Below are 21,494 nucleotides of genomic sequence, written 5' to 3' on the forward strand. Positions count from 1 at the left end.
GTGAGTGACACCCGCGATATGCAGTTGGACGTGAAGGCCACCTTCAGGACGTAATGCGCCGTGAAGGTGGCCTTCACGTCCAATCCGTGATCACGTACAGCGATAATGCGGATCACCTGAAAGGGTATCGAATAGTAGTTCGAATAGCGGTAGAATAAAGGGGTGTCCAGCTCGGTGATCCGGTTTCCCTCGCTTGCCGAGATTCGGCGTGCGAATCCGGTGGAAGCTGCGGTGATCGCCCGTCAACTGGCGCGGATTTACAATGAGTGTGACGCGCTGTTTGGTGTGCTGGCGGCGAAGGTGGAGACCGAGGGTGTGAAGGTTGTCTACCAGTATCTGAACACGGCACTGTGGTTGGATGATGTCACTCAGATCGGCTCGGCGGCGGCGAAGCGGATCGTGATCCGGGGTAAGGCCGTGAACTCCTCCAGTAACCTGGATGGCACGGAGATCCCCGCGATCGCGCCACTGGCTGGTGCTGCGGCACGCGTAGGTGAGATCACTCCGGCGCATGTGGATGAGATCGTGAACGCCATGATCAAGATGCCCGCGACTGTGTCTGATTGGGATCGGGCGGGTGCGGAGAAGATCCTGGTCGACCTTGCCCGGCAGGCGACACCGCTCGAGGTCCGCAAGGCGGGTGACCGGTTGTTGAACACGTTCGATCCGGATGGGCCGGAGCCGAAGGATCCGCCGGAGAGACCGAAGCGGGAGCTGGCGTTCCAAGAGCACCGCGACGGCACCGCCAGCTTCAAAGGCAAGCTGGACAATCTGGCCTACGCCCAACTCCGCGCAGCCCTCGATCCGCTGGCGAAGCCGCACTCCACCGAGGAAGGCCGCGACACCCGCAGCCAATGGGAACGCCACGCCGACGCGCTGGTCGACCTGGTCCGCCTCGCGATGACCGTCGACGAGATCCCGACTCATGGTGGTGATCGGGTCCATGTGGCGGTCACCGTGGACTACGAAACGCTGAAGTCCGGGATCGGGACCGCGATGCTCGACTATGGCGGCGTGATCACGGCGGCGGAAGCGCGGATGTTGGCGTGTGACTGCAAGCTCATTCCCGCTGTTCTCGGCATGGATAGTGAGCCGATGGACTTGGGTCGATCGAAGCGCATCATCACCACCGGTCAACGCTGCCGACTCGTCATGCGAGACCGCGGATGCGCCTTCCCCGGTTGCAATAAACACGCTAAACACACCGAGGGTCACCATATTGTTTTTTGGGCGGATGGTGGCCAAACGAATTTTGAAAATCTCACCCTACTGTGCTGGCGTCACCATAGATTGGTGCATTGTGGTGGTTGGGAAGTTCGGATGGGCGGTGACGGGAGACCGGACTTCATCCCGCCCGATTATCTCGATCCGCTTCGAAAACCCAGGCGCAACACCCTACACGCCACATAGAATATCCCGTACCAGGGCTCGTGAGTGCCGCGACCGGATCATCCGGCCGTGACACTGACGAGCCCTGACTGCATTCCCGGCACAACCGCCGCAACTCGCCGTCGACTTGCGAACGCCGCAGCGGTACTGAATCGGCCGACCCCTGTACGAATGGGACCGGGCGCAGCGAGCCTCGGCAGTCACCGCGTGACGGGAGTGGCGCTCGGATCCGCACCGTAGTCCCTCGCAGCCCCGGTCCTTGCTTCAGTCGACGGGAGCGCACGCACGACGGTGACGGTGCTTCCCGAATCGCAACTCGCCGTCGACTTGCGAACGCCCGTCTGCCGCAGTCCTGCTGCAGCAAGGCCAACGAATCCATCAAGATCACCAATCTCCACCATCGGAGGATCCAGGTTCAACGCACTAAGGTGGCCCTGAGGGGACCTGCACGCACCCCGGTGACGGAGACATCGGACTCAGCTGTCTCCCGGCTTCTGTAGACCGGAGCCGGATCACACCAACGCCACTACCCATCCGCTTCAAGTTCCAGGCATGTGCGTTGAACGCACCGCGAGGGTCGCCATGTCGTCATCGCGGCGAGCGTCCGGGGACATCGGCGGCTCCAGAGGATCGTCGACCCCTCCCGTCAGCGGGTAGAGACCGTCTGGGGTGTGAGCGTCACGGAAACCTCGGTAGCAGTCACGGTGGCGATCCTGGCCACGACTTCGACCAGTGATCACGACTGGGGTTGGACTCACCGCATCTCGATGTACTTGGTCGATCTGCCGAGTCCGCTTGGCGGCCGATCGCTCATTGATCCGTCGCGTTAGGGCGGAGCTGAACCGGCGGCGTCTTCAGCTGCGTGAAGTACGCGGACGGCGTCCGCCACGGTGTTGTCGGCCAGGTTGCCGTAGCCGAGGACGAGCGCCGGTTCTCCGGTCGCGAAGCGGTAGGTATCGAGATCGGCGACGTGCAGGCCGTTCGCGGCCGCGCGCCGGACGACGGCCGCGGCGTCGGTGCCGTCGGCCAGGTGCAGCAACAGATGCAGACCGGCGGCGGCACCCGAGACGCGGGTCGGCCCGAGCGTGGTGACGAGGATGTCCCGCCGGGACCGATACCTGAGGCGGGCCGCTCGCAAGTGCCGGTCGTAGGCGCCGTCCTCGACGAAAATGGCAAAGGTGAGTTGGTCCAGCACGGGCGGCGCCGACGCGGCCGGGTTGGCGTCCCGCACTCGTTGTGTCCATTGTGGAGGTATCACGGCCCAGCCGATACCGAGCGCGGGGCTCAGGGTCTTGCCCACCGAACCGAGTAGCACCACCCGAGCCGGGTCCATGCCCTGCACGGTGCTCACCGGACGCCGGTCGTACCGGAACTCGGCGTCGTAGTCGTCTTCGAGGACCAACCCGTCGACGTCGCGTGCCCAGGCGAGCAGGCCGGCGCGGCGTGGCGCCGAAAGCACCGTGCCGGAAGGAAATTGATGCGCCGGCGTCACGATCACGGCCCGGACCCCGACCGGAATCCGTTCGACGCACAACCCGTCGTTGTCCACGGCGACCCCGACAACGGTCAAGCCGGCGCTTTCGGCTGCTCGCCGCAGGCGCGGCCAGCCGGGATCCTCGACCGCTATCCGGGTGATGCCTGCTGCTCGCAGCGCGCGGCACACCCGGGTGACGCCGTCGGTGACACCGGTGCAGATCAGCACGTCCTCGGCGGCAGCGGCCCGGCAACGCCGGAGGTAGGCGGCCAGTACGGTCCGCAGCCGGGGATGACCGCCGGGAACGGGCAGCCCGAGATCGCTGTGCGGGACCACGGACAGCACGCCGCGCAGCGCGTCCAGCCAGCGCTGCCGGGGGAACGCCCGCAGGTCCGGCAACCCCGGGGCGAGGTCGTAGCGCGGTAGCGCCGGCGCGGACGCGGGCGGCCCGGCGGGTGACTCGGGTTCGGCCGACCACCGCACCCGGGTCGCCGATCCGGTGCGCGCGCCCAGGTATCCCTCGGCCACCAGCTGCGCATAAGCCTGGGTGACGACCCAGCGCGAGCAGTCGAGGTCCTCGGCCAGCTGGCGGCTGGGCGGCAGGGCGGCGCCGTCGCTCAGCACGCCGTCCCGGATTGCCGTACGCAGCGCTCTGGCCAGCCGCTCGTGTCGTGGACCGGCACCGGAGAGGTCCAGCAACACCTCCCAGGCCAAATTGGTCTGTGATCTACCCATATGAATGGACTGTAGTACCGGTCCGATCCACTTCTAGGCTCGACGGCATGAAGAGAAACTCTGCTGGGACGGCTGCTCGAGGGCAAGCGGGACAAGGTCTTCCTGGCTACGAAGGTGTCCGCGGCCATCACCGACCTGCCCGCGGCACGGGCCGCCCAGCGTCCGGACGGCACGATGGACTGGGACGCCGTCGAACGGTCTTTCGAGGGAGCGGGCGCCGAGGTGATCCACCGCGGCCTCGACGACAGCCTCCGCCGGCTGCGCACCGACCACGTGGACCTGCTCTACGTGCACGTGGACGACCGCTCGACGCCGCTGGAGGAAACGCTGCAGGCGCTGGACGAGGTCGTCCGCGCCGGAAAGGTTCGCCATATCGGCTGGAGCAACGTCCGCACCTGGCGCCTCGAGCGCATCCGCGCGGTGGCCGCGTACAACGGCTGGACGTCTCCGGTCGCGGTCCAGTTGCAGCACTCGTACCTTCGCCCCGCCGCGGGCACGGACAGCGCGTCGGTGGTGAGCGGCGAACTGCTGAACTTCCTGCGCGAGCACGAAGACCTCACGCTGGCCGCGTATTCGTCGATCCTGCGGGGAATCTACGACGACCCGGTCCGGCGCGCCGCCCACCCGGTCTGGCGGATGTATGCGGGGCCGGACGCCGACGCCCGCTTGGCCGCCGTCGCGAAAGTGGCCGCCGAGATGCCTGCCACGGGGAACCAGATCGCGCTCGCCTGGCTCCTGCGACAGAGCTCACCCCCGGTGATCCCGTTGATCGGGCCGCGCACCTGGGAGCACTACGAAGCGATCGCACCGGCGTTCGACCTGGAACTCACGGCCGAACACCTGTCACTGCTGGACAACGCCGGCGTATAGCGCGACACCCAGCAGGCGCCGCCCGGATCAGGCTGCGGGGGCGGGGCGGCGGATCGCCTGGCGGCGGAGCCGGTTGAACAGCTTGGCGTTGTTCATCGCGAACACGGCCACGGTTTCGCCGTCGCGCTGGAACGTCGCGACGAACGTGCGTGCCTCCGTGCTGCCCTCGACGAACACCACCTCGTCGCTCGGCGCGGGGTGTCCGGCGATCTGGATGGTGACCGAGTACTGATCGGACCAGACATACCCACTCGGGACGTAGTGGCGGACGGTGTGCCCGGCGAGCAGGTTCGCGACGGCGACCCCGGCCTGTTCCGAGGCGTTCGTCCAGTGCTCGTGACGTACGTGCCGGCCGGTCGACACCGACGCGTACCGGGCGACGTCGCCCACCGCGACCACTGTGGACGGGCCCGCGACCAGGCCGCTGTCGGTGTGGACACCGTTGCCCACAGTCAGGCCTGACCCGGCCAGCCACTCGGTGGCCGGGATCATGCCGATGCCGATGAGCACGACGTCCGCGGGGATCTCGTCGCCGTTGGCCAGCCGGACGCCGGTCACCCGAACTCCATGCGGGCCGTCGGCGACGGTGTTGAGTCCGTCCACAGTGGCTCCGCAGAGCAGCCGCGTGCCGTGGTCGCCGTGCAGACGGGCGCAGGCCGCGCCGAGTTCGGCGCCCAGTATCGGGGCGAGCGGGGTTTCGAGGGCTTCGAGCACGGTGACGTCGAGCCCGAGTGTTCGGCACGTCGACGCGACTTCCGCGCCGATGAACCCGGCACCGACGATGACGACGCGGGGCGACCCGGAGGTGAGTTCGTCCCGCAGCCGGAGCGCGTCGTCGACCGTGCGCAGGGTGTGGACCCCGGCGACACCTTCGGTGCCCGGCAGCGGCCTGGCCCTGCCGCCCGTCGCGATCACGACGCCGTCGGCGAGCAGTTCCGAGCCGTCCGAGAGCAGGACGCGGCCATTCGCCGGGTCGAGGTGCTCGGCGCGTACGCCCAACCGGTAGTCGACGTCGAGTTCGCGGTCGTCGTCGGGTTCGAGCAGGTCCAGCGCTTCGCGGTCGGCTGTTCCGGCGAGGAACGCTTTCGACAGCGGCGGCCGGTCGTAGGGCCGGTGGGCTTCCTCGCCCACCAGCACCACTCGGCCGTCGTAGCCCTGCGACCGCAGCTCCTGGGCGGTGCGCAAACCGCCCAGTGACGCGCCGACGATCGCGACGGTTCTCACGCGGCGTCCTCGTTGGCGTTGCGCTCTTCGGTGGCGGTCTGGACGTAGATGACACCGTCGTCGACGAGCACGGTGTACGTGCGTACCGGCTTCTTCGCGGGCAGGCACGAAGGCAGGCCGGTGCGCAGGTCGAACAGCGCGGCGTGCAGGGGGCATTCGACGAAGCAGCCTTCGAGGAAACCGTCCGCGAGGGAGGCGTCCTGGTGGCTGCACGTGTCGTCGATCGCGTAGAGCTCACCGTCGGCGTTGAAGACCGCGATGGCGTCTACGCCGGAGCCTTCGGCGATTCGGACGGATTCTCCCGGGGGCAGTTCGTCCACCGTGCACGCGCGCAACATGATTGTTCATCCTCCGGGAAAGGCGTCTGGAGTGTGCTACCGAGCGGTACTAGGTTGTTGCGTATTGAGGAACGCTCTGTACTATGCGCAACAAGTCTGATATCCATGGCCCCACTCGTCAAGGCCCTTTTCAGGCGCAATTTTGTGGTGGGATATGGGAAAACGCACAGTAGTCACCTGTACCCCGATCAGGAACAGGGCTACAGGTGACTACCGACTCTGGGTGGTTACTCGGCGACGTGCTTGTGTTGGTGCTCGTGCCTGTAAAAAGGTAGATCGATCGGGGCGAGCGGGGTGTTACCGAGGATGAGGTCGGCGGCCTTCTCCGCGGTCATCATCACCGGGGCGTAGATGTTGCCGTTGGTGATGTACGGCATCACCGAGGCGTCCACGACGCGCAGGCCCTCGAGCCCGTGGACACGCATGGTCGCCGGATCGACGACCGACATCTCGTCGGTGCCCATCTTCGCGGTGCAGGACGGATGCAGCGCGGTCTCGGCATCGCGGGCGACCCAGTCGAGGATCTCCTGGTCGGTCTCGATACCGGGCCCCGGCGAAAGTTCGCCGCCGTTGAACTCGGCCAGCGCGGGCTGGTTGAGGATGTGCCGGGCCGTCCGGATCGCCTCGACCCACTCCTTCTTGTCCTGTTTGGTGGAGAGGTAGTTGAACCGGAGTGCCGGATGCTTCTTCGGATCGGTCGAGGTGATCTTGACGCTGCCCCGGGTGTCGGCGTACATCGGTCCGATGTGGACCTGGTAGCCGTGGCCCGCGGTGGGAGCGGACCCGTCGTAGCGGATCGCGACCGGCAGGAAGTGGAACATCAGGTTGGGGTAGTCGACCTCTTCGTTGCTGCGGACGAACCCGCCGCCCTCGAAATGGTTGGTCGCGGCCGGCCCGGACCGCAGGAACAGCCACTGCGCGCCGATGAACGGCCGCTTCCACTTCTTCAGCGACGGCGCCATGGACACCGGTTTGAGGCACTTGTACTGGATGTAGACCTCGAGGTGGTCCTGCAGGTTCTCGCCGACGCCCGGCAGGTCCTTGACGACGTCGATCCCGAGTGCTTTGAGCTCGCCGGCGTTCCCGACCCCGGACAGCTGCAGCAGTTGCGGAGTGTTGATCGCCCCGCCGCAGAGGATGATCTCCTTGCCGTACACCTCGCCCGGCGCCTTGCGGCCTTGCGCGTACTCGACGCCGATGGCGCGGTTGCCGTCGAACAACACCTGGGAGACGAACGCGCGCGTCTGGACGGTCAGGTTCGGCCGGTCCATCACCGGGTGCAGATACGCGCCCGCCGCCGAGAGGCGCCGCCCCTTGCGCACGTTGCGGTCGAAGGGGGCGAACCCTTCTTGCCGGAACCCGTTGACGTCGTCGGTGCGCGGGTAGCCGGCCTGCACGGTCGCGTCGAAGAACGCGGAGAACAGCGGGTTGGTCGCCGGGCCCCGTTCCAGTTCGAGCGGCCCGTCGTGCCCGCGGTACTGCCCGTCCTTGGCGTCGGCGAGGCAGTCCTCCATGCGCTTGAAGTAGGGCAGGCAGTGCGCGTAGTCCCAGTTCGCCATCCCGGGGTCGGCGCCCCACCGCTGGTAGTCCATCGGGTTGCCCCGCTGGAAGATCATCCCGTTGATGCTGCTCGACCCACCCAGCACCTTGCCGCGGGCGTGGTAGACGCGGCGGCGGTTCATGAACGGCTCGGGCTCGCTGCGGTAGAGCCAGTCGTAGAACTTGCTGCCGATCGGGAAGGTCAGCGCCGCGGGCATGTGGATGAACACGTCCCACGGATAGTCCGGGCGCCCGGCTTCGAGCACCAGCACCTTGTTGGCGGGGTCGGCCGAGAGCCGGTTCGCCAGCGCACAGCCCGCGGAACCGCCGCCGACGATGATGAAGTCGTACTGGGGGGAATTCACTGGACCTCCTCCTGGCTCGCCAGTTCGGGGGCGTCTGTGGTGTCCGGGATGTCTCCGGCAGGCGCGCTGTGCGCGGCGGCCCACTTGTGGCGGCGCACCGTCAGCATCACCCCGCCGACCACGACGATGAGCGCGGTGACGAGCACGCCGCCCCATTGGAAGTACCAGTGGTCGCTGCCGTAGACCTCGGCCCGCGGCCAGGCCAGGTTGACCGTCATCGCGGCGCCGTAGACCACGGCGATCACGTTGACGATGGTGCCCCAGCGGCCGAGCTTGAAGTACTGGCCGTGCTCCGGACGCGGCCACTGCCCGCGCAGGCGGCGTAGCAGCAGTGGCCCGGTGACCATCAGGTACGGGATGTAGAACAGGATGATCGCGGTCGAGGTCAGTACGAAGAACGCGCGCTGGTTTCCGAGGTTGACCAGCAGCACGCCGATCGTCAGCGCGCCGGTGACCAGCGCGGGCACTACCGGGGTCTTCGACCGCGGCGACACCTTGGACATCGCCTTCGTGAACGGCAGCCTGCCGTCGCGGGCCATCGAGAACGCCATCCGGATCGCGGCGGTCTGCACGGCCAAGCAGCACACGGTGATCGAGATCGCGGAGCAGACCAGGAACGCGTCTCCGAGTCCGTTGCCCAGCGTGCTCTTGATCAGGTACGGCATGCCCGACGTGCTGAGCTCGTCGGCGTTGATGTTGCCGACGGCCATCATGCCGACCAGCATCAGCGCCCCGCCGACGAGGAACGACACCGTCAGCGCCCGCAGGATCGCGCGCGGCGCGTGCTTGCGGGGGTTGGTGGTCTCCTCGGCGAGCGAGCCCGCGGTGTCGAAGCCGTAGAAGACGTACGCGCTCATCAGGGACGCGACCATGAACGCGCCGAGGTAGCCGATCGAGTGGCCGGCGCCGGTGCCGTGGGTCTGGAACACCACCCCCGGTCCGCGTTTGATGTGGATGGCCAGCGCGATGATGAGCAGCACGACCGCACCGAGCTCCACCGCGACGCCGAAGTTGTTGATCTTGGCCATCAGCTTGACGCCGATGACGTTGATGATCGTGGCGAACACGACCAGCACGATCGCCAGGATGATCGCGTTCTGCGCGCCGCCCGGAGTGGAGGTGAGACCCGCGTCGGATGGGCTGCCGACGAGCTGGAACGCGGTCGAGACCTGCGGCAGGATGATCTGGTAAGCCACCGCGACCGCGCCCGCGGTGACGATCGCGCCGATGATCATGATCCAGCCGGCCATCCACGAGGTGGCGGGTTTCGCGATTTGCTTCGCCCATTGGTAAACCGAGCCGGCCAGCGGGAACTGCCCGGCGAGTTCGGCGAAGCACAGGGCGACGGCGAGCTGACCGAGGAAGACGATCGGCCAGGTCCAGATGAAGGCGGGGCCGCCGGAGCCGAAGCCGAAGAAGAACAGCTGGAACACCCCGGTCAGGATCGAGATGTAGCTGAAGCCGGCGGCGAAGCTGGAGAACGATCCGAGTGACCGTTCGAGTTCCTGGTGGTAGCCGAACTTCGCGAGTTCGGAACTGTCGGCTGCGTTGTCTGCGGTGTCTGTCGTGCCCGATTGAACTGTCATCACTGGTCCTCGGATGGGGGCGTCCGGGTGGGGTTGGGGATCGTGGTGCGCCTGGTCGGCGGGTGAGTCGACCAGGCCCGCTCAGCTGTCGGAACAGCTCAGCCCTTGAACCAGCGCTGTGGCGCCGGGTCGATGTTCTGGTAGATGTGCTTGGTCTCCCGGTATTCGGCCAGTCCCGACGGACCGAGTTCGCGGCCGTTCCCGGACTTGCCGTAACCGCCCCATTCCGCCTGCGGGAGGTAGGGGTGGTAGTCGTTGATCCACACGGTCCCGTGGCGCAGCGCCCCCGCGACCCGCTGCGCCTTCGAGGCGTCGGACGTCCACACCGCGCCGGCAAGCCCGTAGTCGGTGTCGTTGGCCAGCCGGATGGCGTCGGCCTCATCGGTGAACCGTTCAACGGTGACGACCGGGCCGAACACCTCCTCCTGGACGATCGACATCTCGCGCGTGCAGTCGCTGAACACCGTCGGTCGCAGGAAGTACCCGTCCTGCAGGTCCGGATCGGTGGGCCGCGAACCGCCCGCGCGCAGCACCGCGCCCTCGGCGAGCGCGGCGGCGATATGGCGTTCGACCTTCGCCCGGTGTGCCTCGGACACCAGCGGCCCGGTCTCCGATTCGGGGTCGAGCCCGTTGCCGACGCGGATGCGGTCGGCGCGGGCGGCGAGCTCGGCGACGAACCGGTCGTGGATGCCGTCCTGGACGATCAGCCTCGAACCGGCCGAGCAGACTTGCCCGGAGTGGACGAACGCCGCGGCGAGCGCGTAGTCGACGGCGGTGTCGAAGTCGACGTCGTCGAACACGACGTTGGGGTTCTTGCCGCCGAGTTCCAGCGCGATCCGCTTCACCCCGGGCGCGGCGGCGGCCATGATCTTCTCGCCGGTCGCGAGCCCGCCGGTGAAGGAAACGAGGTCGACATCCGGGTGGGCGACCATGGCCGCGCCGACCTGGCCGGTGCCGAGCAGCAGGTTGACCACCCCGGCCGGGATCGCGGCCTCTTCGATCAGCGCGACCAGCTTGATGGTGGTCAGCGGGGTGACCTCGCTGGGCTTGAGCAGCATGGTGTTGCCCGCGGCCAGTGCGGGAGCGACCTTCCAGCTCATCTGGAGCAGCGGGTAGTTCCACGGCGCGATCAGCGCGCAGACCCCGACCGGCTCGTGCACGATCCGGCTCACGACGTCCGCCCGGCCCGCGTCGACGAGACGTCCCGCGTCGGAATCGGCGATGCCGGCGTAGTAACGGAAGACGGCCGTGACGTCGTCGATGTCGATGCGTCCTTCGCCGAGCGTCTTGCCGGTGTCGAGGCTTTCGGTGCGCGCCAGGTCCTCTCGGTCGCGGACGAGCAGGTCGGCGATGCGGTGCAATGCTCTGCCGCGGTCGGCGGCGGACGTACGCCGCCACGGGCCGTGGTCGAATGCTTCGCGGGCGGCGGCCACCGCGGCGTCGACTTCGGCCTGGCCGGCGACGGAGACCGCGACCAGCACTTCGGCGTTGTACGGGTTGAGTACCTCCGAGGTCGCCCGATCGGACGCCGCCGACCAGATTCCGCCGAGATAAAGATCCTTCATGCTGCCTTCCCGAGTAGATCGCGGAGCCGGACTACCGGATTCGTGTGACAACCGGCACAGCAAGTGCGTACATTTGTACGCGAAGCATGTACACATGTCCATAAGAGATTCACCGGGAGTTGGGCCAGGTTCAGCTTGTTAACACCACTGTGACCTGCGAGTTTCACCAGCGACGCGTGAATCTCCAACACGGGCACCACTGCGGGGAGGGGCGACGATGACCTCGAAAAGCGCGACGGCGGGGCCGAAACGGCTGCGCGGACCGAACGATCCCGATCGCCGGGCGAAGATCGCGAAGGCGGCGATCGAGGTGGTCGCGGAGCGGGGTGTCGGCGGGCTGACGCACCGGGCGGTGGCTGCCGCTGCGGACGTCCCACTCGGCTCGACGACCTACCATTTCGCGACCCTGGACGACCTGCTGGAGGTCGCGCTGCACGAGGCGGCCGAGGCCAACGTCCGGCAGCTGACCGAGTGGGAACGCGGGCTCGGCGAGGGTGTCGACTTCAGCGCCGCGCTCGCCGACCTGGTGATGGGCTACCTCGACGACCAGAATCCCCGCACGATCGTCGAGTACGACCTCTACGTCGCCGCGCTGCACCGCCCCCGGCTGCGGGCGGCCAGCGCGGCCTGGGACAACGCGCTGACGCAGCTGTTCGGGTCGCGGACCGACGCGCTCACCGGCCGGGTGCTCGCCGCGTTGTTCTGCGGGCTGGTCATGCAGGTGGTGCTGGCCGACCCGCCGCCGAAACGCCACGAGATCGACGCCCTGTTCCGCCGGGCGATCGAGGGTCCGCCGGGCTGAGCACCGCCCGTTCTCGGCCGTTCGTGTCGACTGAAAATCGATGTCTTGACAGGCACTCGACGTCCAGTCATTGTGTTCCTGATAGAGCAACATGGCGCGTAATGCGCAACAAAACTCCCCTCTTCACAAACCGAGCTCACCAGATCCGTATCCGCGGAGAGGAGCAAGCCTGTGCCCCAGCAGGTTCGCGGTGTGGTCGCCCTCAAACAGGGCGCGCCCGTCGAAGTCGTCGACATCGTGGTGCCGGACCCCGGTCCCGGCGAGGCGGTGGTCCGGGTGCAGGCCTGCGGCGTCTGCCATACCGACCTGCACTACCGCGAGGGTGGGATCAACGACGAGTTCCCGTTCCTGCTCGGGCACGAGGCCGCCGGCGTGGTGGAGTCCGTCGGTGAAGGCGTCACCGGCCTGGCCGAGGGTGATTTCGTGATCCTCAACTGGCGTGCGGTGTGTGGCGAGTGCCGGGCCTGCCGACGCGGCCGTCCGCAGTACTGCTTCGACGCCCACAACGCCACGCGGCCGATGACACTGCTCGACGGCACCCCGCTCTCACCCGCTTTGGGCATCGGCGCGTTCGCCGAGAAGACGCTCGTTGCTGCAGGCCAGTGCACGAAGGTCGACCCGAGCGTGCCGCCGGAGGTGGCCGGGCTGCTCGGCTGCGGGGTGATGGCCGGTATCGGCGCGGCGATCAACACCGGTCAGGTAGGGCGCGGGGACTCCGTCGCGGTGTTCGGCTGCGGCGGAGTCGGCAGCGCAGCGGTGGCCGGGGCGAAACTGGCCGGCGCGCGCGAGGTCATCGCCGTCGATCTCGACGACGCCAAGCTGGCCAAGGCGCGGGAGCTCGGGGCCACCCATGTCGTCAACGCCCGGGAGACCGACCCGGTCGAGGCGATCCGCGCGCTCACCGGCGGAAACGGGGCAGACGTCGTCATTGACGCGGTTGGCCGGCCGGAGACCTTCGAGCAGGCGTTCTACGCGCGGGACCTGGCCGGCACAGTGGTGCTCGTCGGCGTGCCCACCCCGGAGATGCGCCTCGAACTGCCGCTGGTCGACGTGTTTTCGCGCGGGGGCGCGGTCAAGTCTTCGTGGTACGGCGACTGCCTGCCCACCCGCGACTTCCCGATGCTGGTGGATCTCTACCTGCAGGGCAGGTTGCCGCTTGGCGAGTTCGTCACCGAGACGATCGGTGTCGGCGACGTCGAGGCCGCGTTCGAGAAGATGCACCACGGTGACATCCTGCGCTCGGTAGTCCTCTTCTAACTGCTCGAAAGCCCACCACAGAAGGGAAACGCCGGTGACCGCCACCGACCTGCCGCCGAGCCTGATGGCCACCCTGCCCGGCCACTTCTACACCGACCCGGCGATTTTCGCCCTCGAGCAGTCGCAGATCTTCGAAGCCGGCTGGTTCTGCGCGGTGCGCGCCGCCGACCTGCCGAACCCCGGTTCGTTCGAGACCGTGCAGGTCGGCCGGGAGAGTGTCCTGATCGCGCGCGGCCGCGACGGCGCACTCAACGCGTTCCTCAACGTCTGCCGCCACCGCGGCGCGCGAGTGTGCACCGAGGACAGCGGCTCGGTCAAGCGGTCCTTCCAATGTCCTTACCACGCCTGGACATACGGCCTCGATGGCAAGCTTATCGCCGCGCCGAACCTGACCGGGATGCCGGATATCGACCGCGTCGAGTACGGCCTGACCAAGGTGGCACTCAAGGAGTACCTCGGTTATGCCTGGGTCTGCCTCGAGGACGAGCCACCGTCCTTTGAGGACACCGTCGTCGCGGACGTGACGAACAGGCTCGGCGGCTCGACCGAGATCGACGCCTACCGGGTCGACGAGCTGGCGCTGGGCAGGCGCATCGAGTACGACGTGAAGGCGAACTGGAAACAGATCATCGAGAACTTCATGGAGTGCTACCACTGCGCGACCATCCACCCCGAGCTGACCGAGGTGCTGCCGGAGTTCGCCAACGGGTTCGCCGCCCAGTACTACGTCGGCCACGGCGCCGAATTCGGCGAGGGCGTCCAGGGGTTCACGGTGGACGGCAGCGCCGGGGTGGACCGGCTGCCGGGCGTGGGGGAGCACCAGGATCGCCGCTACTACGCGATCACCATCCGCCCGCAGGTGTTCGTCAACCTGGTGCCCGACCACGTGATCGTGCACCGCATGTTCCCGCTCGCGCCCGATCGCACGATTGTGCGCTGCGACTGGCTCTACCTGCCCGAGGTGATCGAGTCGGGCAAGGACCTGACGCGGTCGATCGAGCTGTTCCACCGGGTAAACCTGCAGGATTTCGAGGCGTGCGAGCGCTGTCAGCTGGCGATGGACTCGCGGGCGTACGCGCGTGGTGGCGTACTCGTCCCCAGCGAGCACCACATCGGCGAGTTCCACGACTGGGTCCGGGGCAAGATCGCCACCCCGGGAGGGACTCTTTAGTGGTCGGCCGCGTGGTTCCCTCAAGGCCACGACATGGCGACCCTCGCGGTGCGGGCGTGGCGACGGCGCCGCTCAGTAGTGCGACGTCAGCGTCCACTGCGCGCTGTCGAGCGAGACGTGGAACGTGGTCGCCACCCTGGTGATCGCGGCGTCGCGAGGCTGGCGACCGCCGCGACGACCAGGGCGATGAACATCAGGGCGGGGACCAGCAGCCGCACCTCGGAGCGCTCTAGGGTGTGCTCCGTCACCGCTTCGGCCCTTCTCGGTCCTGGCTTTCGAGCTCTGCCAGGTGCGCCAGCGCCGGAAGCGCCGCCACCAGGGCCTCGACCTCGTCGTCGGCGAGTTCGTCGATCAGCCGCGCGAACGCATCGACGCCCGCCTGGCGCCGTGTCTGAACGTACGACGCGCCGGCCTCGGTCAGCCACACCAGCGTGACCCGCTTGTCGGACGCGTCGCCCCTCCGCTCGACCAGTCCGGACTCCTCCATCACCCGGACCAGGACGGTCATCGCGGGCTGGGTAACACCCTCGATCACGGCCAGATCGGTGATGCGTCGCGGGCCGGACCTGTGCAGGGTGGCCAGGGTGGCGGCGGACGTGATGCTCATACCGCGCGGAAGGCGTCTCACAGCCATGGTGGCCAGCCCGTAGAGGGCCGACCCGATCGCAGCGGAAGTGCTACGAGTGGCGTCTTGACGGCTCATAGGTGAAGCATACAATATTTATATGAATGCTTTATGTATCTCTCGCCCCGAACACCGCGCCCCAGCCCCGCACTCGGCGCGGGAGGCGATCCGTCGCCGGGATCGAGCGATCTGAGCGTGAATTCGAAGTCGGACGTGTCCGGCCGAACACAGGAGGTTTCCATGGCCAAGGGCTACTGGGTCAGTGTCTACCCCGCCATTTCCGACCCTGAGCGGCTGACTGCCTACAACAAGCTGGCCGGTCCGGCCGTCCGAGCTGCGGGCGGGCGGACCCTGGCCCGCGGCGGCGGCCGAGTCGTCGCCCACGAAGCCGGAATCACGCAACGCGTCGTTCTGATCGAGTTCGGCAGCTTCGAACAGGCCGTCTCGGCATACGAGAGCGAGGCTTACCAGAAGGCGCTGGTGGCCCTCCCTGACGGCGTCGAGCGCGACTTCCGCATCATCGAAGGCATCGACTGACCGACGGGCTCAGCCATCGCTGAGCGTCTGTCACCTGATACGCACACGGTGCTGAACGACTCACGAGACGAGTTCGGAAGGCAGTTTCGGTAGGGCAGTGAGGTTGTGAAGGCCTAGTTGAGTGCGCCTTACGCCGTGAAGGTGGCCTTCACGTCAGGACACCCTCAAGTTCCAGGCTGTGGCGTTCAACGCCATCAGGGTGGCCCCGAGGGAACGCCGCGGGCCGTCAGATAAGCGCGCGGATGGCGCGTTCGAAGCCGAGCACGTGCGCCAAGGTGAGTTCGGCGGCTTTCTCGGCGTCGCCTTCGATGATCGCGGTGAGCAGGGGCACGTGTTCGTTCACGTGCCCCGCCATCCCTGGCAGCCGAGGCACGAACACACACCAGATCCGGGTGGCGAGGTTGTCGTACCGGATCAGGGTGTCGACCAGGAACGGGTTGTGCACGCAGTCGTAGATCGCGCGGTGGACGCTGAGGTCGGTCTTGAGGAGTTCGGCGTTGTCCGCGAGTCCTTCGGCGGCGTCGAGCTGTGCGCGCAGCGCTTCGAGGGCGACACGGTCGGCGAGGGTCGCTCGTTCCGCGGCTGCGGCCGTGGCCATCGGCTCAAGAATGCGACGGACTTCGGAGATGTGTGCAAGGTCGGAGATGTTGACGTCGGTGGCGAACGTGCCGCGCCGGGGGAACGCGACGACCAGGTGTTCGGCTTCGAGCCGTTTGAGCGCCTCGCGGACCGGAGTGCGGCCGGCGCCCAACGTCGCGCAGAGCCAGTCCTCGTTGATCGGGTCGCCGGGTTTGATGTCCAGCATGACCAGGCGGTCGCGGATGAAGAGGTAGGCGCGCTCGGCCAGTGACGGGCTGGTGCCGGGCATCTGCGTGTTGACCTGTGTGCTCACCGAAACTACTCTACAACGACGACTGATATACCAATAGTCGACCAGCGCGGAAAGCAGGCCTTCCGATGACCAGTACCCCGCCCGGGGCCCACCTGCCGGAGCATCCCGACTTCCTGTGGGACAACCCCGACCCGAAGTCCGCCTACGACGTCGTGATCGTCGGCGGCGGCGGGCATGGGCTCGCCACGGCGTACTACCTCGCGAAAGTCCACGGCATCACCAACGTCGCGGTGCTCGAGAAGGGGTGGCTGGCCGGCGGCAACATGGCTCGCAACACCACGATCATCCGCTCCAACTACCTCTGGGACGAAAGCTCGGGCATCTACGAGCACTCCCTGAAACTGTGGGAGGGCCTTGAGGAAGACCTCGGCTACCCGATCCTGTTCGACCAGCGTGGCGTGCTGAACCTCGCGCACAGCCTGCAGGACGTCCGCGACAGCGTCCGCCGCGTCAACGCCAACCGCCTCAACGGGATCGACGCCGAATGGGTCGACGCCGAGCAGGTCAAGGAGATCTGCCCGATCGTCAACATCTCGCCGGACGTCCGCTACCCGGTGCTCGGCGCGACCTTTCAGCCGCGCGCGGGGATCGCCAAGCACGACTACGTCGCCTGGGGCTACGCGCGCCGGGCTGCCGAACTCGGCGTCGACCTGATCCAGAACTGCCAGGTCACCGGGATCGAGACCGCGCACGGCCGGGTCACCGGGGTCCAGACGACCCGCGGTCACATCGCCGCGGGAAAGGTGGCGCTGTGTGCGGCCGGGCATTCCTCGGTGCTGGCCGCCATGGTGGGCCTCGAGCTGCCGGTCGTGTCACATCCCTTGCAGGCGCTGGTGTCCGAGCTGCTCGAACCGATCCACCCGACCGTCGTCATGTCCAACGCGGTGCACGTCTACGTGTCCCAGGCGCATAAGGGCGAGCTTGTGATGGGCGCCGGGATCGACGCCTACAACGGCTATGGCCAGCGCGGTTCGTTCCACATCATCGAGCAGCAGATGTCCGCCGCACTGGAGTTGTTTCCCGTCTTCGCCAGGGCGCATTTGCTGCGCACGTGGGCAGGCATCGTCGACGTCAGCCCGGACGCGTCGCCGATCGTCGGGCTCACCCCCGTTGACGGGCTGTACCTCAACTGCGGATGGGGCACCGGCGGGTTTAAGGCGACCCCAGGCGTCGGAGACTGCTTCGCGCACACCGTCGCGAAGAACAAGCCGCACCCGTTCACCGAGCCGTTCACGCTGGAACGCTTCACCACCGGCGCCCTCGTCGACGAGCACGGCGCCGCCGCCGTCGCGCACTAGGAGCTCGTGAGCGTTCCGGCCGGTCTAACCGGCCGGAACGCTCACGAGTCCGATGCCCAAGCCTGCCTAGGAGTTCCCGATGCAACTGATTCCCTGCCCGTGGTGCGGGCCCCGCGAAGAAGCCGAGTTCCACTACGGCGGCCAGGCGCACGTCGCCTATCCGGACGACCCGGCCGCGATGTCCGACGCGGCGTGGGCGAAGTTCGTCTTCTTCCGCGACAACCCGAGCGGGCCGTTCGCTGAGCGCTGGACCCACTCGGCGGGATGCCGCCGCTGGTTCAACGCCGTGCGCGACACCAGTACCCATGACCTCCTCGCGGTCTACCGCGTCGACGAGCCAAAGCCGGTGATCTCGTGAACGCGCCTTTCCGACTGGCCCAGGGCGGCCGTCTTGATCGGGATACTCCGCTGCGATTCACCTTCGACGGGCGTGAGCTGACCGGGTTCGCCGGTGACACGCTCGCGTCCGCGTTGCTGGCCAACGGCGTGCACCAAGTCGCTACCAGCATCAAGTTCGGCCGTCCGCGCGGCATCATGGCGGCGGGCGTCGAGGACGCGAACGCGCTGGTCCAGATCGAGGAACCGTTCCCAGAGCCGATGATGAGCGCGACGACCGTCGAACTTTACGACGACTTGGTCGCGCGTGGCCTGCCCGGGCAGGGGCGGCTCGCCGACCGGCCGGACACCGCGCGTTACGACGCGAAGCACGTCCACTGCGACGTGCTGGTCGTCGGCGCGGGACCGGCGGGGCTCACCGCCGCGCTCGCCGCCGCCCGGAGCGGTGCCCGCGTCGTCCTCGTCGACGACCAGCCAGAGGCTGGCGGTTCGCTGCTGGGGTCGAACGAGTACCTGGACCTCGGGCCTTCGCTCGACCTGGCCCGCGACGTCGTCCGTGAGCTGCGGGAACTGCCGGACGTGCTCGTGCTCCACCGCACCACCGCGTTTGGTGCCTACGACGACGGGTTCGTGCTCGCACTGGAACGCCGCACCGACCATCTCGGCGCGATGGCCCAGGAAGGGCTTGCGCGGCAACGAGTCTGGCGGATCCGGGCGAAGCAGACCGTCGTCGCTACCGGTGCGCACGAACGTCCGGTGGTGTTCGCCGACAACGACCGGCCGGGCATCATGCTTGCCGGCAGCGCGCGGACTTACCTGCACCGCTACGGCGTGCTGCCCGGTCGCCGGGCGGTTGTGTTCACCACCAACGACAGCGCGTACGTCGCCGCGATCGACCTGGCCGACGCTGGGGTCGACGTCGCCGCGATCATCGACGCCCGGCCGCGGGTGCCTCACGATCGCGCGGCCGAGTGTGCCGCGCGCGGCATCGAGATCCGGCCCGGGCACGTGGTCAGCGGGACCGACGGCGAGGCGCGGGTGTCCGCCGTCCACGTCGCCCCGGTCGGGGAGTCCACAACGGACACGATCGAGTGCGACGTGCTGCTGGTGTCGGGTGGCTGGAACCCGGTGGTGCACCTGTTCAGCCAAGCCCGCGGCAAACTGCGGTACTCCTCGGAGCTCGGAGCGTTCGTTCCGGCGGAGGCGCTGCCGACGTTGCGGGTCGCCGGTTCCGCCGCTGGCGAGCTTGATTTTTCCGACTGCGTGCGGCAAGGACGCGACGCAGGCCATGCTGCGGCAGCAGCGGTCGGGTTCACCCCGACGTCCGGATGTGTGCTGCCGCTGTCCGACGCCCGTCCGCAGGAGGTCCCGGCAGCCACTTTGTGGACGGTGCCGACGGCGGCTCCTACAGGGTCCCCAGAATTGTCTACTGAGGACACCCGGTTCGTCGATCTGCAGCGGGACGCGACCGTGTCCGACATCCTGCGAGCCACGGGTTCGGGCCTGCGGTCGCTGGAGCATGTCAAGCGGTACACCACGATCGGGACCGCGCACGACCAGGGTAAGACGTCCGGCATGATCGCGGCCGGGATCGTGGCCGACGCGCTCGGTGTGGACATCGGCGAGCAGAAGCCGACGACGTTCCGACCGCCTTACACGTCGGTGTCGTTCGCGGCGCTCGCCGGGCGTGACCGCGGTGACCTCCACGATCCGGTCCGCGTGACCGCGATCCATCCCTGGCACGTCGAGCACGGAGCGAAGTTCGAGGATGTCGGCCAGTGGAAGCGCCCGTTGTTCTATCCGCAGGCAGGTGAGGACATGCACTCCGCGGTGCTACGCGAATGCCGAGCCGCACGCGAGGGTGTCGGCCTGATGGACGGTTCGACGCTCGGCAAGATCGACGTCCAGGGCCCGGATTCCGGGGAATTCCTCGACATGCTTTACACGAACATGATGAGCAACCTCAAGGTCGGCCGGATCCGGTACGGCGTCATGTGCGGGGTCGACGGCATGGTCATCGACGACGGCACGGTCATCCGCGTCGCCGAGGACCGGTTCCTGCTGACCACGACCACCGGCAACGCGGCGAAGATCCTCGAGTGGATGGAGGAGTGGCTGCAGACGGAATGGCCGCACCTCAAGGTTTTCGCCACGTCCGTCACCGAACACTGGGTCACTGTCCCGCTTGTCGGCCCGCGTTCGCGCGACGTGCTCGGCGCGCTGGCGCCCGGGCTGGACGTGAGCAACGAGGCGTTCGGCTTCATGACCTGGTTCGACGCCGAAGTCGCGGGCATTCCCGCGCGGGTTTGCCGGATCAGCTTTTCCGGTGAGCTGGCGTACGAGATCAACGTCAACGCGTGTTATGGGATCGCGCTCTGGGAAGCGCTGATCGCGGCCGGCGAGCCTTACGGCATCACTCCGTACGGCACCGAAACCATGCACGTGCTGCGTGCCGAGAAGGGGTACCCGATCATCGGTCAGGAAACCGATGCGACGGTCACCCCGCAGGACCTCGGGATGTCGTGGGCGGTGTCGAAGAAGAAGGCCGACTTCCTCGGCAAGCGGTCGTTCGCCAGGGCCGAGAACAACCGGCCGGACCGCAAGCAGCTGGTCGGGCTGCTGCCGGTGGATCCCTCGGTGCTGCTGCCGGAAGGGTCGCAGCTCATCGAGTCCGATCAGGTGCCGGAGCCGCCGGTGCGGATGCTCGGGCACGTGACGTCGAGCTACACCAGCGCCGCGCTGGAACGCACCTTCGCGCTGGCGCTCGTCCGTTCTGGGCACGAGCGGATCGGCGAGACGCTGTACGCCCCGGTGGGGGACCAGCTCGTCGCCGTTACCGTGACCGAGTCCGTGCTGTTCGACAAGGAGGGAACCCGCCGTGACGGTTGAGGCGATCCGACGCAGTCCTTTGGGTGACAACGACTTCACGGCGTTGGCACCGGCTTTGCTGGTAGTCGAACGGCCGTTCCTGACGCACCTCACTGTGCGTGGCGCCGACGCTGGGCTCGGCGCGGCACTGGGTGTCGAGCTGCCGTCCGCGGCGTGCACGTTCACCAGCGGCGCGAGTCCGTTCGGGCCGGTCCAGGTGGCGTGGATGGGGCCCGACGAGCTGCTCGTGCTGGCACCTGCCGACGTCCAGGTCGAGCTGGAAGCGTTGGTGCGTCAGTATGCGGGCGCTGTCGTCGATGTGTCGGCGCAGCGGACGACGGTCGAGCTGTCCGGTCCGCACGTGCGGGACGTGCTCGCGCACGGCTGCTCGATCGACCTGCACCCGACGTCGGCCCGGACCGGTACCTGCGTACAGACGCTGCTCGCCCGCACCGGGATCGTCCTGCTCGTCCGCGACGCCGGGCGGGGCGAGTTCACCGTGCTCGTCCGGTCTTCCTTCGCCGCCTACTTCGCCGCCTGGCTCACCGACGCAGCCCTCGAATACCAACTACCGCAACTCGCCGTCGAGTTGCGGTAGTTAGCGTCCGCAAGTACCGCAACTC

18 protein-coding genes are annotated in these 21,494 nt (G+C 67.6%); 10 read left to right on the forward strand and 8 right to left on the reverse strand.

The features are described from left to right. Positions 1–162 precede the first annotated feature (162 nt). Positions 163–1,410 (forward strand): HNH endonuclease signature motif containing protein, encoded by a 1,248-nt coding sequence (locus JWQ81_RS01590; protein WP_297536931.1) that lies wholly within the window; start codon positions 163–165, stop codon positions 1,408–1,410. An 805-nt stretch (positions 1,411–2,215) separates the two neighbouring features. Here the strand turns inward: JWQ81_RS01590 and JWQ81_RS01595 are convergent. Then, on the reverse strand, positions 2,216–3,598 hold the full coding sequence (locus JWQ81_RS01595; protein ID WP_297536932.1) for a PLP-dependent aminotransferase family protein: 1,383 nt from the start codon (positions 3,596–3,598) through the stop codon (positions 2,216–2,218). Between the two features lie 63 nt (positions 3,599–3,661). Between JWQ81_RS01595 and JWQ81_RS01600 the strand changes: the two genes are divergently transcribed. Continuing rightward, entirely contained in the window at positions 3,662–4,468 is an 807-nt protein-coding gene (locus tag JWQ81_RS01600) for an aldo/keto reductase (protein ID WP_297537019.1), read from the forward strand. A gap of 27 nt (positions 4,469–4,495) precedes the next feature. On the opposite strand, the gene JWQ81_RS01605 is transcribed toward JWQ81_RS01600, so the two are convergent. From JWQ81_RS01605 to JWQ81_RS01625, 5 genes are all read right to left on the reverse strand, one after another. After that, entirely contained in the window at positions 4,496–5,692 is a 1,197-nt protein-coding gene (locus tag JWQ81_RS01605) for an FAD/NAD(P)-binding oxidoreductase (protein ID WP_297536933.1), read from the reverse strand. After that, on the reverse strand, positions 5,689–6,030 hold the full coding sequence (locus JWQ81_RS01610) for a bifunctional 3-phenylpropionate/cinnamic acid dioxygenase ferredoxin subunit (protein ID WP_297536934.1): 342 nt from the start codon (positions 6,028–6,030) through the stop codon (positions 5,689–5,691). Before JWQ81_RS01610 ends, JWQ81_RS01605 begins: the two co-directional genes overlap by 4 nt. A gap of 227 nt (positions 6,031–6,257) precedes the next feature. Continuing rightward, positions 6,258–7,934, reverse strand: a complete 1,677-nt coding sequence (gene betA / locus JWQ81_RS01615; protein ID WP_297536935.1) for a choline dehydrogenase — start codon at positions 7,932–7,934, stop codon at positions 6,258–6,260. Then, positions 7,931–9,520, reverse strand: a complete 1,590-nt coding sequence (locus tag JWQ81_RS01620) for an amino acid permease (protein WP_297536936.1) — start codon at positions 9,518–9,520, stop codon at positions 7,931–7,933. The genes betA and JWQ81_RS01620 overlap by 4 nt, the downstream gene beginning before the upstream one ends. 98 nt (positions 9,521–9,618) lie before the next feature. After that, complete coding sequence (locus JWQ81_RS01625) at positions 9,619–11,085, reverse strand: aldehyde dehydrogenase family protein (protein WP_297536937.1); 1,467 nt, start codon at positions 11,083–11,085, stop codon at positions 9,619–9,621. Positions 11,086–11,302: 217 nt separating this feature from the next. Between JWQ81_RS01625 and JWQ81_RS01630 the strand changes: the two genes are divergently transcribed. The 3 genes from JWQ81_RS01630 (at position 11,303) to JWQ81_RS01640 (ending at position 14,315) form a co-directional block, all read left to right on the forward strand. Further along, the gene (locus tag JWQ81_RS01630) at positions 11,303–11,887 is read left to right on the forward strand and encodes a TetR family transcriptional regulator (protein WP_297536938.1); all 585 of its coding nucleotides are present in this window, start codon (positions 11,303–11,305) and stop codon (positions 11,885–11,887) included. Between the two features lie 171 nt (positions 11,888–12,058). Next, positions 12,059–13,144, forward strand: a complete 1,086-nt coding sequence (locus JWQ81_RS01635; protein ID WP_297536939.1) for an S-(hydroxymethyl)mycothiol dehydrogenase — start codon at positions 12,059–12,061, stop codon at positions 13,142–13,144. 34 nt (positions 13,145–13,178) lie between these two features. Beyond that, positions 13,179–14,315, forward strand: coding sequence for an aromatic ring-hydroxylating dioxygenase subunit alpha (locus JWQ81_RS01640; RefSeq protein ID WP_297536940.1), 1,137 nt, complete (start codon positions 13,179–13,181; stop codon positions 14,313–14,315). Between the two features lie 244 nt (positions 14,316–14,559). Here the strand turns inward: JWQ81_RS01640 and JWQ81_RS01645 are convergent, their stop codons facing one another. Next, on the reverse strand, positions 14,560–14,922 hold the full coding sequence (locus JWQ81_RS01645; RefSeq protein ID WP_297536941.1) for a MarR family transcriptional regulator: 363 nt from the start codon (positions 14,920–14,922) through the stop codon (positions 14,560–14,562). A gap of 258 nt (positions 14,923–15,180) precedes the next feature. Between JWQ81_RS01645 and JWQ81_RS01650 the strand changes: the two genes are divergently transcribed. Continuing rightward, positions 15,181–15,477, forward strand: coding sequence for a DUF1330 domain-containing protein (locus JWQ81_RS01650; RefSeq protein WP_297536942.1), 297 nt, complete (start codon positions 15,181–15,183; stop codon positions 15,475–15,477). 226 nt (positions 15,478–15,703) lie between these two features. On the opposite strand, the gene JWQ81_RS01655 is transcribed toward JWQ81_RS01650, so the two are convergent. Continuing rightward, positions 15,704–16,345, reverse strand: a complete 642-nt coding sequence (locus tag JWQ81_RS01655) for a GntR family transcriptional regulator (RefSeq protein WP_297537020.1) — start codon at positions 16,343–16,345, stop codon at positions 15,704–15,706. 89 nt (positions 16,346–16,434) lie between these two features. Here JWQ81_RS01655 and JWQ81_RS01660 point away from each other — a divergent pair, with 89 nt between their 5' ends. The 4 genes from JWQ81_RS01660 (at position 16,435) to JWQ81_RS01675 (ending at position 21,469) form a co-directional block, all read left to right on the forward strand. After that, positions 16,435–17,667: a sarcosine oxidase subunit beta family protein gene (locus JWQ81_RS01660; RefSeq protein WP_297536943.1), complete on the forward strand. Its 1,233-nt coding sequence runs from the start codon at positions 16,435–16,437 to the stop codon at positions 17,665–17,667. 79 nt (positions 17,668–17,746) lie between these two features. Further along, positions 17,747–18,025 (forward strand): sarcosine oxidase subunit delta, encoded by a 279-nt coding sequence (locus JWQ81_RS01665; protein WP_297536944.1) that lies wholly within the window; start codon positions 17,747–17,749, stop codon positions 18,023–18,025. Next, the gene (locus JWQ81_RS01670) at positions 18,022–20,892 is read left to right on the forward strand and encodes an FAD-dependent oxidoreductase (protein ID WP_297536945.1); all 2,871 of its coding nucleotides are present in this window, start codon (positions 18,022–18,024) and stop codon (positions 20,890–20,892) included. The genes JWQ81_RS01665 and JWQ81_RS01670 overlap by 4 nt, the downstream gene beginning before the upstream one ends. Beyond that, positions 20,882–21,469: a sarcosine oxidase subunit gamma gene (locus tag JWQ81_RS01675; RefSeq protein ID WP_297536946.1), complete on the forward strand. Its 588-nt coding sequence runs from the start codon at positions 20,882–20,884 to the stop codon at positions 21,467–21,469. Before JWQ81_RS01670 ends, JWQ81_RS01675 begins: the two co-directional genes overlap by 11 nt. Positions 21,470–21,494 lie beyond the last annotated feature (25 nt).

This window comes from Amycolatopsis sp. (assembly GCF_025464955.1).
GTDB lineage: Bacteria > Actinomycetota > Actinomycetes > Mycobacteriales > Pseudonocardiaceae > Amycolatopsis.

Coding starts and splice junctions, on each gene's coding strand:
- JWQ81_RS01595 (WP_297536932.1), bottom strand. CDS start 3,598: ATGGGTAGATCACAGACCAATTTGGCCTGGGAGGTGTTGCTGGACCTC.
- JWQ81_RS01610 (WP_297536934.1), bottom strand. CDS start 6,030: ATGTTGCGCGCGTGCACGGTGGACGAACTGCCCCCGGGAGAATCCGTC.
- JWQ81_RS01620 (WP_297536936.1), bottom strand. CDS start 9,520: ATGACAGTTCAATCGGGCACGACAGACACCGCAGACAACGCAGCCGAC.
- JWQ81_RS01625 (WP_297536937.1), bottom strand. CDS start 11,085: ATGAAGGATCTTTATCTCGGCGGAATCTGGTCGGCGGCGTCCGATCGG.
- JWQ81_RS01630 (WP_297536938.1), top strand. CDS start 11,303: ATGACCTCGAAAAGCGCGACGGCGGGGCCGAAACGGCTGCGCGGACCG.
- JWQ81_RS01645 (WP_297536941.1), bottom strand. CDS start 14,922: ATGAGCATCACGTCCGCCGCCACCCTGGCCACCCTGCACAGGTCCGGC.
- JWQ81_RS01650 (WP_297536942.1), top strand. CDS start 15,181: ATGGCCAAGGGCTACTGGGTCAGTGTCTACCCCGCCATTTCCGACCCT.
- JWQ81_RS01655 (WP_297537020.1), bottom strand. CDS start 16,345: ATGCCCGGCACCAGCCCGTCACTGGCCGAGCGCGCCTACCTCTTCATC.
- JWQ81_RS01660 (WP_297536943.1), top strand. CDS start 16,435: ATGACCAGTACCCCGCCCGGGGCCCACCTGCCGGAGCATCCCGACTTC.
- JWQ81_RS01665 (WP_297536944.1), top strand. CDS start 17,747: ATGCAACTGATTCCCTGCCCGTGGTGCGGGCCCCGCGAAGAAGCCGAG.